The organism is Paenibacillus sp. B46(2026) (genome assembly GCF_056786355.1).
The window spans coordinates 6,192,857-6,207,889 of sequence record NZ_CM165907.1 but is presented as its reverse complement, the minus strand read 5'-3'; the positions used below and the strand labels follow the sequence as shown (position 1 = coordinate 6,207,889).

The following is a 15,033-nucleotide window of genomic DNA, read 5'->3' as shown; positions in this document are numbered from 1 at the left end:
CGTAATCAGAAGGGGCTGTCCCATAAGTCATAAAAATGGCTAGAGACAGCCTTGTTTTCCAAATTGTAAAACAAAAAGAAACCGTTCCTTGGTAAAATGGAAGTGCGACCCACCATTTGAAAGGAGACGGTTTCTTTGTACATTCAATATACCATGGATCAACTTTTCTTGCCAATGGATTTGGAGACAGATATCCCCGAAAATCACCTCGTTCGTGTGGTAAATGACGCAGTCCATCGCCTGAGCGATTCCATTTTCGACGCCGCATACCCTGGCGGCGGACGCCATAGTTATCATCCCAAAATGCTCACCAAAATCATCATCTACGCCTATACTCAGCGCATCTATTCTTCCCGGCAAATCGCCACGGCCGTTCGCGAAAATATCATGTTCATGTGGCTCGCCGGGCGGCAACAACCGGATTTCCGTACCATCAATCGCTTCCGTTCGGAGCGGATGAAAGAAGTGTTGGAAACCGTGTTTACCCATGTGCTGGAGTTGCTGGTTCAGGAGCAATACGTATCCTTGGAACACTACTTTCTGGACGGAACCAAGCTTGAAGCGAATGCGAATCGGTACACCTTCGTCTGGAAAAAGGCTGTCGTCAAGTACCAGGCGAAGCTGCAAGAAAAAGTACATACCCTGTTCCAAGCCATCGAAGCGGCCGAAAGTGAAGAAGATGCACTCTACGCGGGTACAGACCTCCATGAGCTCGGGGAAGCTTCCGCACTCACGGCAGAAAAGCTGGAAAAAGCGGTTCAGCAACTGGAGGAATCTTTACAAGAAAAACCGAAAAACAAAGCCGTAAAGAAAGCCGTGCGCCAGTTACGCAAAGATTTGCTACCGCGGCTGCAAAAGTATGAGCACCAGATCCAAACCGCAGGGGAGCGCAATAGCTATAGCAAAACCGATCCGGACGCCACGTTCATGCGAATGAAAGAAGATCATATGCGAAATGGTCAATTGAAGCCAGGGTACAATGTGCAGATTGGAACGGAAAACCAATTTATTTTGGGTTACACGGTGCACCAGCGACCCACTGACACGAAATGTCTGAAGCCCCATCTCGATCATTTGGAAGAAAGGCTCGGCAAAAGACCGAAGACCGTCATTGCCGATGCAGGATATGGAAGCGAAGAAAATTACAGCTAATGCAGAAGGAGTAAGAATGAATATTAATTATATCAATTTCTTACCTCTGAAAACTGTGAATGTTACTGAGGAAAGTGATATCGAAATTAATTTTGACACTAGCATGATTATGGTTGAGGGATACGCGACTGTGAAATTAACTGGCGGTTGGTCGAATGCTGATGTATTCTTTGATTGGGAACATTATTTCTAATTCTAGTACAAGTAGTATATATTTCGGCGTGTGGCGATAGCTACACGCCTTTTGCTTAAAAACTATATTTTTGTAAGGAGTTAATTGATATGATTGAAAAAACTCTTTTTAAAATAGATAGTGGTGGACTCAATACCTTGACTAGTGATCCAGAGCATGAAGAAGTATTGAAGCAAGAGGTTTATTCTATTCAAGAAAACATGATAGTCGTTAGAAAAATTTTAGATAGTGGAGTGGCATTTAACGAAATTGTATTCGAAAAGCAGGATTTAAAAGAAGTTATTTTGTCTAATGTGGATATACAGTTTGCGTTGTTCCAATTCTATATGATCTATCAGGGTGAACTCCAAGCGGGGACCAACCAACCTAAGTATGTAGGAGAACTACACTATCCAGAGTTAGAAGGTCAATTAAATGAAAAACTGGTCATGAAGCTACTTACGCTTTTCGACTCTCTACGAGTTGCATACAAAAACGGGAAGGTTCATATTCAGATTACTTTATCAAATCCAGATTCGATGAAGAAGGTATACGATGGCTATCATACGTTGTATACGGAGGGGCGCTTAAATCCATTTATTTTGTCCTTTTTAAGTAGGGTAAAAGGGCAACCATTGATTCACACTCCTTATGTCACTTACCAGTATAGGCCGAATACATCAGAAATCTGTGATTTAGAAGTTACTCAACAAGAAATGAAATTTATTGAATTTGTTCAGCTACAACTAGCCTTAGCTCCTTATTTTATATGTTATTGTGTGGGTTGGAGGGAAGAAGAGGTCATGGATAGTACAGAGATGAAGAAGCTGGCTAAGTATTTTCCAAATGTCTTTTTTCTTTCAACAACAGATGTCTTTCTGTCTCAGATGCTTCTAATCAGCAAATAATAATAATAATAGAATGCTAACTAGCCGAGCGTAATATCGTTCGGCTTTTTTAATGTGACAATAGATATGTTAAATTTAAACAAAAGTAAATTATTTACAAGTAAAATATTGATATTAAATTCAAAAATATAGTATTATTTTATTGACCATTACTTAGTTTTGCTTGGAAAGGTGGTGTACCTTTGAACTCAGTAGCCACAATACGTGATCATTTAGCAGACTACTTAAAAACGAACCATATGACACTCAATCAATTCTCTGAGATATCGGGAATTAACTCAGGGACGTTGAGCGGTACGCTGAACGGGCTGCGTCCCATAGGCATGAAGCAGTTGGATCGACTTACTGCCGGGATGGGTCTAACAGAGGGTTACTTCTATGAATTATACATACATGAGTGTTTTGTACATACAAGCCCGGATTGGCGAAGACTGGGGCCTTTTTTATACCGTTGTGCCGAACTCGGTAAGATCGATTATATGGAAGAAGTCGTTAACCTCATTGTGGATAATATTTCCTATTCACCACTTTTGTTCGAGTTGGCTGAGCAGTTATATCGTGAAGGAAAGTTGGAAGCGGCCAAGCCCCTGTATCGTTGTGTAGCCGAGAGTGAAAAAATGCAACACTCCGAACGCTTGGCGCTCAGTCAGTATCGTTTGTTCACTATCGGACTTTCCAAGGATCAGATAAGCAATCTTACACTTGCTACGCAGTTTGAGTTTTTTGTAGATCGGCTTGATGAGCCCTACCAGCTAGATGGATTGAACGATTTGATTAATGTGTATGCATCGTTGCGTCGATGGGATAAGGTGAGGAGCCTTGCTGACAAGTTAAAGTTAAAAGCAATGATCCATTATGAGTTGTATAAAACAGTGAGAGCAGCGGAGGGGAAACCTAAAAAGCAGTATGTTTTTTACGTTTTGTACGCATATTTGGTGCTTGGAGAGGCTTGTTTCTATTATGAAGAATATGAAAAAGCACTTCAATATGTCTCTTTGTATACCGATTATAGTTGGGTAAATGATCCGAGCGAAGAGGAAACCGTTGTTATTCGTCAGTTTGAGGAATGGGCAGAAGGCAACCGATATCTATATGAACTAATGTCAGGTAAAACAGAGGTTATCCAAAGTTATATAGACTACATCTCTGAGAGAGAAAATGAGATCTTTCCTGCTTTATGTGCAATTGTGAATGCGGCAAATCGGTTTGATATCAACATTGATTCAGTTCTTGAAGCGTATGACTCTTATTTTATGTACCAAGAACAGAGCAGTCGTATTGGAAAAATCAGCGAGCAGTATACGAATGATCAATATGTTACTTTGCTTGTCGGCCTAGGGAGATACTATCTACAACATCAAGATTTTACCAAAGGATATGAGTTGATCCTTAGAGGTATGGATTTTGCAATTAAAATTAAGAATAAAGAGGGTATTCTCGAATCTTTGTTTGAGGAGTTTCGGTATTGTGCAGTCGAAGAAGTTAAACTGCGTTACAATAAATTGATTCGGGAGCTTTGAAGATAAAAGAAGATGAAATTGGCAATATTGATATTTACATGCATTATCGCAGTAGGCGTAGTTGTTCCTACTACTCAACCCACCCCCGTTGAAAAAGACCGTCCAGTAATCATGACAACTAATGGCCATAGCATGGGAAGTTAACCAGCACTTCTGAATTTAATATGAGCTGCTCCCTCAAGTAGAATGGTGAATTGTCTACGTTGAAGGGAGCTTTTTCGTGTTGGAGTTCGCCTGATTTCCTACTAATTAGCAGAATGGACTAGAATGTTACAACATGGAGGGGTGAATATGGATTGTGGTGAGCTCAAGTTGCAGATTGAAGCAGCGAGACAAAAGCTCTATCAACTCAAGATGGACTATGGAGATCTGCTTCATCCTCATGTTATACAGCAATCTATGGTCCTGGATGATCTAATTAATCAATACAATCAGGTTAAAATAAAAAAGCCGATGGAATAATTCAATCGACTTTGGGCGAGAAACTTTGGCGGGTCGCTCGCCCCTATATTTTAACATAAGTCCACGGAGTGAAGTATCGTATTACATACATTCCTCTTTCACGGTGACATTCTCATTGGTTACAGTAACGTAGGAATTGCCGGATAAGTATTCCGTATAACCACATACCACCTCGTTATATGTTTCTCCACGACTGTTCTTAAACGTAAGGTAAACAGACGATTCTCCTGAAACTTGCAGCTGTGGAGCGAATTTTAGATTCTCACCGCTGGGGATATTCTCCTCCAATAAATGTAGGGAGCCCTTCTCATTCGTGTTGAACGAGTTGCCACCTGTAGTCAGGCTCGTCTGAATATTGGTGAGGTCATAGTCGGACTGATTGTGGATCGTGATCCTTAAGTGGCGAAAGGGATCGAATGCATTCAGAAAGCTCATAAAAGCGATGATGGCGATTCCGAGTATGATAGCGGATAAGATAATAATTTTCTTTTTGGAGAATTGGCGACGTGTGTTCATTATGATCCACTCCTTTCCTTCATGAGGTATAAACGATGGGAAGAGATCAAAAGTTATAATTAAAATGGATAAATATGAAAATTGAAATCCGAATCGTCAGAATAACTTCATGCGCTAAGCCAGAGAACAGGATACAATAAGATATTAGTAGTGCAAAAAGGACTGCACAGAGATCATACATAATGAAGATCACTCGAAATAAGGAGGGGAATAAGTTGGAACTTTCTCCAATGAATAAGGATGATTACGCGAGTTTTCGCATTCGATCGATTAAGGATTTTGCACAGGAAAAAGTAGAAGCGGGCACGGATTGAAATACATCAATACGCGACAATAACCCATCACGGCCATCGTCGCATTCCGTTTGGAGTACGTGGCTTGAAATCCTTCCCCCCATAAAAATCATGTTTTTTACTTCATTCCCATACTGAAACAGATGTTTGTCTCCATCACTGTCGGTTGCTTGAACTAAAAAAATTGCAACCGGCACGTTCAATAGGCTAAACCTAGTATAGGGCCGCAATTCCGGTACGAATCGAAAATATCAAGTAGCTCCGGTTAGGCCAGTCCGCGAGACCGTTCGCAGAACCCCGTTTCAAATTTCCTTAACCTCCAGTTTTTTGGTTTCTGTAATTTTCACATCTTTACTATTTCCATTATCCATAATCGAAAATTCAGCAACCGCCGAGACATAGTAAGTGCCTGATTTCTTGATCTTATAAGTGTAACCCTCCGAAATATTGTTTTTACCGTTTAAAATAAAAGCACTTCCTCCATCTTTAACAGAATAAGAATTGATCTGATTCCCACTCGCATCCTTAATTACATAAGTAAACAGCCGCGTTCTACTTAAAATTTCCAAATTGGATAGGCTTTCATTTTTCAAACTAGCTTTAATTGAAAATTCCTCATTGGCCTTAACTTTTTGTGGTAGAGAAAGGGTAACCGCAAAAGGATTTTGTTTACTGTCCATTGTGGAAGTACCTCCTTCTACACTCGATGCGGAGGATTGATTTGTTATTTGAAATGAATAACTAAAAAGGATAAAAAGAGCAAGAATCCCTAAGTAATATTTTTTCAAAATGATGATCCACCTCCTCCCTCTCCTATTTAGACGGTAAAAGAAGTTTTTTTGTTTCAATAAAATTCAAATTTTTTCCAAAAAAGGAGTTACAATTGGGTTTTGTTTACATTGGTTGTTAATGGTGATTCGGAGGGGAGCGAAACGATTTTCTCTTTGAAATGGGACGGCGTGTATGCATAGGACAATTGCTCCTTTCTTTCTAGATCATTATCGAAAGACGGTTCGGCAGCACAGTGGGAGTGGTCCAGTGTAAACTCATTTGTTCAACCTATACAGATATAAACGTAACGAGAGAGTCCAAAGTTGAGTATGATTTTATTTTCCTATAGTGCCGCATACACACCTGATTAAAACAGAGTATAATACGATGAAGTTCAAATAACTTTATACATAGAGACTCAAGCGTGTGAGGGGAGCAACATCATATGGAATTGGTACCAATGAATCAGGAAGATTATGCGAGTTTTCGCACTCGATCGATTAAGGATTTTGCACAGGAAAAAGTAGAAGCGGGCACCTGGCCGGAGGAAGAGGCGCAGCAACTGGCGGAGGAATCTTATGAACGTTATCTGCCAGAAGGCTTGAACACACCCGGAGCGTATCTCTACAATCTGGTGCATCCTGTGGACGGCAATGTGGGTTATATCTGGTTTAATATCACGGATAATCGTCGTGGAAAAGATGCTTTTTTGCTGGATATTGTAGTTGAAGAAGCACACCGTGGTAAGGGATACGGAACAGAGACAATGCAGGCGCTTGAACAGACGGCCTTGAGTCTTGGCGTGGATCGCATTGGTTTGCATGTGTTTGGACATAATGTGCGGGCGAGCAGCCTGTATCGCAAGATGGGATATGAGGTAACGGATCTGACGATGTACAAGGAAATCAAAGGGTAAATCTAAAAACGGATAATCTAGGCCGAACTTAAGATCTGGGCAAAACGAATTATCCGCAGTAACCGGGGATTTCGGGAAGCGGATGGGACTCAGGTCGAATTGGCGAAGTTCCTTGATGCCTTGAGGTTTGTCATATATAATGTATAGGATTATCCATACCGAACAAGTAATCAATGAGGAGTTGTCATATACATGGCTTTGAAAGCTGGAATCGTGGGTTTGCCTAACGTTGGTAAATCTACATTGTTTAACGCAATTACACAAGCAGGTGCCGAATCGGCAAACTATCCGTTCTGTACAATTGACCCTAACGTGGGGATCGTTGAAGTACCAGATGAGCGTTTGGACAAACTGACAGAACTCGTTGTACCTAAGAAAACAGTACCAACGGCGTTTGAGTTTGTGGATATCGCAGGTCTTGTTCGTGGAGCGAGCAAAGGCGAAGGTCTTGGTAACAAGTTCCTTGCCCACATTCGTGAAGTAGATGCAATTGTACACGTGGTACGTTGCTTTGTAGATGAGAACATTACACACGTCGATGGCAAAATTGACCCGGTGAGCGACATCCAGACGATCAATCTGGAGCTGATCCTGGCCGATATCGAGAGTGTTGAGAAGAAAATCGATCGCTCCAAGAAAAACATGAAGGGCGGCAACAAGTCTGCCTCTCAAGAAGTAGAAGTGTTGGAGAAAGTGAAGGCTGTTCTGTACGATGACAAGCCGGCACGCAGCATGGAGCTTACGGATGACGAGCTTCTGATCGTACGCGATCTGCACTTGCTGACCCTGAAGCCTGTTCTATACGCAGCCAATGTAGCTGAGGACGAAATCGGCGACGTGGCGAACAATGCTTACGTGCAAAAAGTAAGAGAATTCGCAGCTGCTGAAAACGCAGAAGTGGTGCCAATCAGTGCGAAGGTTGAAGAAGAGATCTCCGAGCTGGAAGGCGAAGATAAACAAATGTTCCTGGAAGAACTCGGTATCGAGGATTCCGGCCTGAACCTGTTGATCAAAGCGGCTTACAAATTGCTGGGTCTGTACACATACTTCACAGCAGGTGTACAGGAAGTTCGTGCATGGACAATCCGTAAGGGTACAAAAGCGCCTGGCGCAGCGGGTGTCATTCACACCGACTTCGAGCGTGGATTCATCCGGGCAGAGGTTGTTTCCTACGACGATCTGGTTGCAGCGGGGTCCATGAACGGTGCCAAAGAGCGCGGACAACTCCGTCTTGAAGGTAAAGAGTACGTTGTAAATGACGGCGACGTTATGCACTTCCGTTTCAACGTATAAGTTGTTACACCTTTATATGTAGATTAAATAACATGACCCTGCGACCTTCTCGTGAAGTTCGTGGGGTCTTTGACTTAGAGTTTTGCAGATGAGGATGCAACTGAAAAATAGTCTTCCATGAGAACGAATTATTTGTTTTCATAATCAAAATCATCTGCTGAAATAGAGTTGTGAATAGGCATATTATGGTATAATAGAGGAGACAAAGTAACCGGTGGATTATCGACATGGCGATGCTTACCCGAAAGGGGGTGACGCCGTGTCATTTCTTGCAGTAGTGCAGCATTTCCTGGAAATTAGCGACAAGCTAATTAGTATTGCAGTGGGGTTAATAGCCTTATGCAGTGCGTGGAAAGTAGCGCGGAACAAGAAAAACCACCGGGATTAGGTTGGTCGCCTTGCAATCCGGTGGTTTTTCATTCGTTTGATTGAAATTCGCCGTGGTCGCCCACCGGCCTTTGTTAGAGAAGTCACGATGTTAGCGCATCGTGGCTTTTGTTTATTTTACACTTGCTATACTTGTATTATACCACAGTAGGAACATTTCGGAACAACATCGAACAATAATTTCATTTTGTATTTTGCAACACAAAAATTAGTTCATCCGCCTGCGGAACAGTTACTATTCAGAACCATAAGAATATGCTATAATTAAGAGTCGTATACCACGTTAAAATTCGCGCTGTAACAGATGAGCTGGAGCGGGTTTCATACAGGGTACACGTTTTCTTGATATCACTTTAAAAGTAAAGGATTTGATGACGTTGTAGCGATGTTATACGTCGATCATACATGAATGTGAATACATGCTGCGGTCAGGGGATTCAGTGAGAATCCTGTGCGTTGTGGAATATAGATTATAGATGTAATTAATGTTGAATTGAAATCATTACTGAAAATGTTATGTGCTTGGACAAAATAATGCGTGAGGTGACTATACATGTTGGATAAATTACAGGCGTTAGCCGACCGTTATGACAAGTTGAGCGAGCTTTTGTGTGACCCGGATGTGGCAAGTGACAACAAAAAGCTGCGGGAATACTCCAAAGAACAATCGGATCTGCAACCGACTTATGAAGCGTACAATGAATACAAACAGGTAAGTCAGGATCTCGAAGCTGCGAAGGAAATGCAGGGGGAGAAACTGGATGATGAGATGCGTGAAATGGTCAAAATGGAAATTGACGAACTGAGCACTCGCCAGAAGGAACTGGACGAATTGATTCGTGTGCTTATGCTACCAAAAGATCCGAATGACGACAAAAACGTTATTGTTGAGATTCGCGGAGCAGCTGGTGGAGATGAAGCAGCGTTGTTTGCAGCAGATCTGTATCGGATGTACACACGTTATGCAGATGCACAAGGCTGGCGTGTAGAGCTGATGGACGTTAACACAAATGATCTCGGTGGATTCAAAGAGGTTGTGTTCCTGATCAACGGACGCGGCGCTTACAGTAAAATGAAATACGAAAGCGGCGCACACCGTGTGCAACGTATTCCAACAACTGAATCCGGCGGACGTATTCATACGTCAACTTCAACGGTTGCGGTCATGCCTGAAGCCGAAGATTTCGATATTGAAATTCATGACAAAGACATCCGTGTTGATACGTTCTGTTCCAGTGGTGCCGGTGGACAATCGGTTAATACCACGAAATCCGCAGTACGGGTAACGCACGTTCCAACGGGAATCGTGGCGACGTGTCAGGATGGAAAATCACAGAACTCCAACAAGGAAAAAGCGTTGCAGGTTCTGCGTACACGTATCTTTGATATGAAACGTATGGAAGAGGAAGCGAAAATCTCTGTTGAGCGGAAGAGCAAAGTGGGAACGGGCGATCGCAGTGAGCGGATTCGTACGTACAACTTCCCGCAAAGCCGTGTGACGGATCACCGTATCGGTCTGACGATGCACAAGCTGGATCAGATCATGAACGGGGAGATTGAAGATATCTTGTCTGCATTGACAATTGCTCAGCAGACCGAGTTGATGGATAGAGGAGAATAATCTGTGACCCGCGCGCAGTTTGTCATGACGCCGGAACAGAGCTGTCGGGAAGCCTTCGTGGAGGCTTCCTCTTTTTTGGAGAAGTGCGGCGTGTACGAGCCGCAGAACAATGCCCGGCTGCTGCTGGAACATGTACTCGGCGTTTATGGCGCCGCGTATTACATGATGCAGCCGGAGCCCTTTCCCAGCGAGCATCGCAGCCGCTGGGAGGACGCCGTCACGCGCAAGGCTGCGGGTGAGCCGGCGCAATACATTATCGGCAGCCAGGAATTCTATGGGCTGCCGTTCGAGGTCACGCCGGCCGTGCTGATTCCGCGGCCGGAGACCGAGCTGTTGGTCGAGGCTGTGCTGCGCGAAGCCGACCGTGTGTTTCCTGACGGCGCTCCGCTCGCCGTCGATATCGGCACGGGCAGTGGTGCCATCGCGGTGACGATGGCTTCACTGCGCCCGCGCTGGCAGGTTGGCGCCGGGGATCTCTCGGCGGCTGCCCTGCAAGTGGCCGCGCGGAACGCGGCCGCGAACGGGGTACAGATCGACTTCCGTGAAGGCGATCTGCTGGCCCCGTTCGCCGGGGCACGGGTGGACATCCTGGTGTCCAACCCGCCATACATCCCGGCGGCAGATATCGCCGGGTTGCAGCAAGAGGTGCGCGATCATGAGCCGCGCATGGCACTGGACGGCGGTCCGGACGGGCTTGCACCGTACCGTGTCATGCTGGAGCAGTTGGCGCTGTTACCTGCGCCGCCGCAAATCATTGGTTTTGAGCTGGGCCAAGGGCAGGCTCGTGACATCGCGGCTCTGCTTGAAACGGCGGGACATTGGCCGGAAATCATCATTGTACCGGACCTTGCCGGAATCGAGCGGCATGTCCTGGGTGTTCGTACTTCGGAACAGGTGACGAAAATGTAAGGTTCCGCGGGTTTTCTTTTTGCCGTGAAATCCTCTACAATGAGATATACCGGAGATTTCTGAATGCTTGGGGGAACATAATCACATGCTGCACAAATTTAAAAAGATAGACTATTCTATTGTGTTTATACTGGTTATTCTAATGGTTATCAGTATTTTGTCGATTTACAGTACAACGTTTGGTCGTCCGAAGCTGGAGGGACTCCCGAAAAGTGCAGTGATCTTTTATATTTTGGGATTCGTAGTCTTTTTTGGAATGTCGATGATCAATTATAAATTCATAATCAAAAATTATTTATATATCTATGGCGTGGGTATGCTGCTGCTCATTTTCGTTATGTTCTTTGGTAAAGAGTATTACGGTGCAAAAGGTTGGCTGTCCATCTTCGGGGTCAGTTTGCAGCCTGCTGAGTTGTTCAAGCTATGCCTGATTGTGTTTTTATCGGCCTTTTTGGCCCGAAAGAAGAATCGTCCGCTCTATTTCGGACGTGATGTTATTCCGATCTCACTCTGTGTTCTGCCGCCATTACTACTCGTATTGCTTCAAAATGACTTGGGAAATGCGTTAAGTTATGTGATTATTCTTGTGGGCCTATTATGGATCGGCAACATTAAATTTACGCATGCCCTCATTGGCTTTATGATTGCTGTAGCTGCTTTTATCGGCGGTACACAGGCGTACATTCATTATCATGATGAGATTGTTAAATTCCTGAATGACATTGGACGTTCGCACTGGGCGGATCGCTTTGATCCCTGGCTTGTACCAGAGCTGACCTCAAGAGATGTACTCTGGCAGACGTATAATGCAAAGCTTGCGATTGGTTCTGGCGGTATTACGGGCAAAGGCTATATGGAGGGCACGACGATTCAGTCGAATCGGGTGCCGCTGGCCTATGCCGACTCGATCTTTGTTCAGATCGGGGAGGAATTTGGCTTCATCGGTGCCTCGGTATTGCTTCTCCTGTACTTTATCCTTATTCACAGGCTGGTGTTAATTGCACTGGAGTGTAAGGATCGTGCTGGGCCATATCTAATTGTAGGTATTATAGCGATGCTGCTCTACCAGATCTTTGTCAATATTGGCCCATTCATTGGTCTGATGCCGTTGACAGGGATTACGCTGCCGTTTATAAGTTCAGGTGGTACCTCAATTATGATCAACATGATCAGCATGGGTCTTGTGATGAGTATCAAGGTCCACACGGAAGAGGACGAGGATATTCTCGGCTCTGCGGAACAACCGAGTATTACAGATCTGGTGATGAAGTTGCTAAGACGCAAGCCATCCCAGCAGGAGCAATAACGTTCTTGAATCCAACCGTGAAATAGCACGTCAGATTTATGTATATAAGCTATATAAGTTGAACTAATCTTTTACACAATAACGGAGAGGACAGAAAAAAACTGAAAAAGCAAAGCGTTCGCCTTTATCACCGGATTTTCACTTGAAAAAAGGGAATCGAAAAAATCTGGGGATAACAGCGATTGGAAGGTTATTCTGTCATCGTAGTGTCAGTGTAAATAATCCTTAGTTTACCTTATATATAACTATAGAACCCTGGAACAGACCAACCCAAGTCACATTGGGTGGATGTTTTGGGGTTTTATTGTTTTTTTTGGTGGGATTGAGGCCATTGAATAGTTTGCTTTTTAACCTGAAACGATCCGGATTTCCATTTTATTATCCAATTATATACAATGGTATTATTGAGTATAATTGGAAATCATAGAATGCTAGTTTTCAGGGGGTGAACGGAGTCGTGTTGAGAATGCTGAAAAAGATGGACGGTGTGATTCTTTTTGTAATGCTGTTGCTCATGATAATTAGTATATTTGCGATATATAGCGGAACGCAGACAGATGCCAAACTGGCGAATCATCATGTCAAAACGCTGTATTTCTATGTGGCCGGGTTCATTGCGGTGCTCGTGATCGGGCTTGTGAATTACAAGTTATACGTGAAATATGCGTTTTATTTGTATGGCTTGGGGATCATATTATTGATCCTTGCGAATGTCCTGGGAAGTTCGATCAATAACGCCAACGGTTGGCTGAAGCTGGGCGAGAACTTTTCGTTTCAACCGGCAGAGCTGTTCAAGATGATTCTGATTCTCTTCCTCGCCCATTTAATTGTGAAGAGGCAACGAAGCACGCTGGAGTTCTGGAGAGATATTTTGCCCATTGGCTGCTGGGCGTTTATTCCATTTGCTCTTGTTATGGCTCAGAATGATCTGGGAAATGCGCTGGGGTATGTGGTGATTCTGGCTGCGGTATTCTGGATCGGAAATATGAGACTGAAGCACGCATTGATTGCACTGGCGATTGTGGGAGTGGCGTTCTTTGGTTTTGTCAAAGCTTATACCTTCTACCATGATGAAGTATTCACTTTTCTTGAAAAGATAAAACGTGAGCATTGGGCAGAGCGTATTGATCCCTGGCTTGTACCGGAAAAAGCTACCTCCAAGGCTTCCTGGCATACGAAAAATGCAGGTTTAGCCATCGGTTCAGGGGGCATCATCGGCAAAGGTTATTTGCAAGGAACATCCGTTCAGAGTGGACGAGTCCCCTATACGTATTCTGATTCCATTTTTGTCGTGATCGCAGAGGAGTTTGGGTTTGTAGGTGCATCCATACTGATTCTGTTGTACTTTATCCTGATCCACCGTATGGTGCTGATTGCTCTGACATGCAAAGACCGCGCAGGACCCGTCATCATTGTAGGCATTATTGGTATGCTGTTGTATCAGGTGTTCGAGAATGTGGGGGCGTTCCTCGGGCTGATGCCGCTCACAGGCATAACGTTACCATTCATCAGTTACGGCGGCACCTCTTTGCTTATTAATATGGCTTGTATTGGGGTGGTCATGAGCATTAAGTTGTACGGGCAAGAAGAGGAGGATGAACTTCTGATGGGGGAGCAGCAACCCCGGTTGTCGGAGCGTTTATGGAATATGCTCAAGAAAGAGAAAAGTGCTGTGTAACTGTTAAGTCGGTGTGGGTGAGAAGTAAAGCGGTGGAGCGTATAACGTGATCGTTCGTAGGAATGAAGAGGTTGATTTGCCCTGTAACCAGGTGCAGATCAGCCTTTTTAACTTGACTGGTGAGCGAATGTAAATCATAGAATTGATTTAGTAGATTTATTGCAAATGCTAGGTTTACTTCCGGTTCGTCGGGGCATACTGATAGACATGAGAAAGTTGCAGGCAACGTGATCAGAGAGCCGAGGGGGAGAACGGAATGAGCAGACGAATTGTAAAGCAAATTGGACTTATTATTGTATGTCTTATGATGATTATCATGATGTGGGAAGGTCAAAAAACGGATGCAGCTGTGGCGGCCACAGCGATTCCTGAACAATCGATTCGCTTACGTATTCTAGCAAACTCGGATGCACCGGGAGATCAATTGGTGAAACGTGAGATTCGGGATGCTGTCGTTGCTCAGATGGGTGAGTGGGTAGCCGAGCTGGAGAATCCGCAAAGTCTGGACGAAGCGCGCAAGGTCATTCGTGAGCATTTGTCCGAGATCGAGAATAGAGTAGGAGAAGAGCTGGCGAGTCGTGGCTTGCATTATGCATATCAGGTGGAGCTGGGTTCTGTTCCGTTCCCAACCAAACTATATGGTGGCACCGTGTATCCTGCCGGAGATTATGAAGCGGTTCGGATCACGCTGGGCGAAGGCAAAGGTCAGAACTGGTGGTGTGTGTTGTTCCCGCCGCTGTGCTTCATTGATGCAGGGACCGGGGATGCACTGGCGAAACCTTCAACCGTATCAGCCGCAGCGGCTGAACCAGGAGATGCAGAGGCATCTGTGCAGGGAGATACACCGGAAGCGAGATTCTTTCTGTGGGACATGGCTGTGAAATTATGGAGTTGGGTTACTGGATTATTCGCATAACAATGTACTAATGATATACATAAGGGTACCTTCGTTTCAGGAAGCTGCCCTTTACATATGGATTGGTGGCGAAGTTACAGTGAGACTCATGTGTGGAGCGAAGTGTGAAGGGCATCCGAGGCGGGGCAGGTATGTTATAATTACTTATAATGCGTGTTCAAAAAGTCTGGTTTTCAGTACCAAGAAGATGGAATGAAGCTAGAAATGGAGTAG

General features: G+C 44.3%; 14 protein-coding genes and 1 pseudogene. 13 read left to right on the top strand and 2 right to left on the bottom strand.

All coding sequences use genetic code 11. The features are described 5' to 3' along the window. Positions 1-135 precede the first annotated feature (135 nt). The 5 genes and pseudogenes from AC1S8V_RS27520 to AC1S8V_RS27500 all read left to right on the top strand — a co-directional run. Positions 136-1,149 (top strand): annotated as a pseudogene (locus tag AC1S8V_RS27520) (IS1182 family transposase); the annotation flags it as partial. Next, a complete protein-coding gene (locus tag AC1S8V_RS27515; RefSeq protein WP_482071514.1) occupies positions 1,127-1,345 on the top strand; it encodes a hypothetical protein in 219 nt (72 codons plus the stop codon). The pseudogene AC1S8V_RS27520 and the gene AC1S8V_RS27515, both read left to right, overlap by 23 nt. Before the next feature lie 89 nt (positions 1,346-1,434). Then, on the top strand, positions 1,435-2,232 hold the full coding sequence (locus AC1S8V_RS27510; protein ID WP_482071513.1) for a hypothetical protein: 798 nt from the start codon (positions 1,435-1,437) through the stop codon (positions 2,230-2,232). Positions 2,233-2,414: 182 nt separating this feature from the next. Further along, a complete protein-coding gene (locus tag AC1S8V_RS27505; protein WP_482071512.1) occupies positions 2,415-3,752 on the top strand; it encodes a transcriptional regulator in 1,338 nt (445 codons plus the stop codon). Between the two features lie 291 nt (positions 3,753-4,043). After that, the gene (locus AC1S8V_RS27500; protein ID WP_482071511.1) at positions 4,044-4,214 is read left to right on the top strand and encodes an aspartyl-phosphate phosphatase Spo0E family protein; all 171 of its coding nucleotides are present in this window, start codon (positions 4,044-4,046) and stop codon (positions 4,212-4,214) included. Positions 4,215-4,295: 81 nt separating this feature from the next. Here AC1S8V_RS27500 and AC1S8V_RS27495 read toward each other — a convergent pair whose 3' ends face one another. Both AC1S8V_RS27495 and AC1S8V_RS27490 read right to left on the bottom strand, forming a co-directional pair. Beyond that, on the bottom strand, positions 4,296-4,730 hold the full coding sequence (locus AC1S8V_RS27495) for a hypothetical protein (protein ID WP_482071510.1): 435 nt from the start codon (positions 4,728-4,730) through the stop codon (positions 4,296-4,298). A 595-nt stretch (positions 4,731-5,325) separates the two neighbouring features. Further along, positions 5,326-5,703, bottom strand: coding sequence for a hypothetical protein (locus AC1S8V_RS27490; protein WP_482071509.1), 378 nt, complete (start codon positions 5,701-5,703; stop codon positions 5,326-5,328). Between the two features lie 536 nt (positions 5,704-6,239). On the opposite strand from AC1S8V_RS27490, the gene AC1S8V_RS27485 reads away from it, so the two are divergent. The 8 genes from AC1S8V_RS27485 (at position 6,240) to spoIIR (ending at position 14,820) form a co-directional block, all read left to right on the top strand. Continuing rightward, entirely contained in the window at positions 6,240-6,710 is a 471-nt protein-coding gene (locus AC1S8V_RS27485; RefSeq protein WP_482071508.1) for a GNAT family N-acetyltransferase, read from the top strand. Positions 6,711-6,902: 192 nt separating this feature from the next. Next, positions 6,903-8,003, top strand: coding sequence for a redox-regulated ATPase YchF (gene ychF / locus AC1S8V_RS27480; protein ID WP_340399644.1), 1,101 nt, complete (start codon positions 6,903-6,905; stop codon positions 8,001-8,003). A gap of 259 nt (positions 8,004-8,262) precedes the next feature. After that, a complete protein-coding gene (locus AC1S8V_RS27475; RefSeq protein ID WP_482071507.1) occupies positions 8,263-8,391 on the top strand; it encodes a hypothetical protein in 129 nt (42 codons plus the stop codon). Positions 8,392-8,943: 552 nt separating this feature from the next. Continuing rightward, positions 8,944-10,011 carry a peptide chain release factor 1 gene (gene prfA, locus AC1S8V_RS27470; protein ID WP_017691918.1) on the top strand — a complete coding sequence of 356 codons (1,068 nt, stop codon included), beginning with the start codon at positions 8,944-8,946 and terminating at the stop codon, positions 10,009-10,011. Positions 10,012-10,035: 24 nt separating this feature from the next. Continuing rightward, a complete protein-coding gene (gene prmC / locus AC1S8V_RS27465) occupies positions 10,036-10,920 on the top strand; it encodes a peptide chain release factor N(5)-glutamine methyltransferase (protein ID WP_482074595.1) in 885 nt (294 codons plus the stop codon). 85 nt (positions 10,921-11,005) lie between these two features. Next, a complete protein-coding gene (locus tag AC1S8V_RS27460) occupies positions 11,006-12,226 on the top strand; it encodes an FtsW/RodA/SpoVE family cell cycle protein (protein WP_482071506.1) in 1,221 nt (406 codons plus the stop codon). A gap of 457 nt (positions 12,227-12,683) precedes the next feature. Beyond that, a complete protein-coding gene (locus AC1S8V_RS27455) occupies positions 12,684-13,904 on the top strand; it encodes an FtsW/RodA/SpoVE family cell cycle protein (RefSeq protein ID WP_482071505.1) in 1,221 nt (406 codons plus the stop codon). Between the two features lie 256 nt (positions 13,905-14,160). Continuing rightward, the gene (gene spoIIR / locus AC1S8V_RS27450) at positions 14,161-14,820 is read left to right on the top strand and encodes a stage II sporulation protein R (protein ID WP_482071504.1); all 660 of its coding nucleotides are present in this window, start codon (positions 14,161-14,163) and stop codon (positions 14,818-14,820) included. Positions 14,821-15,033 lie beyond the last annotated feature (213 nt).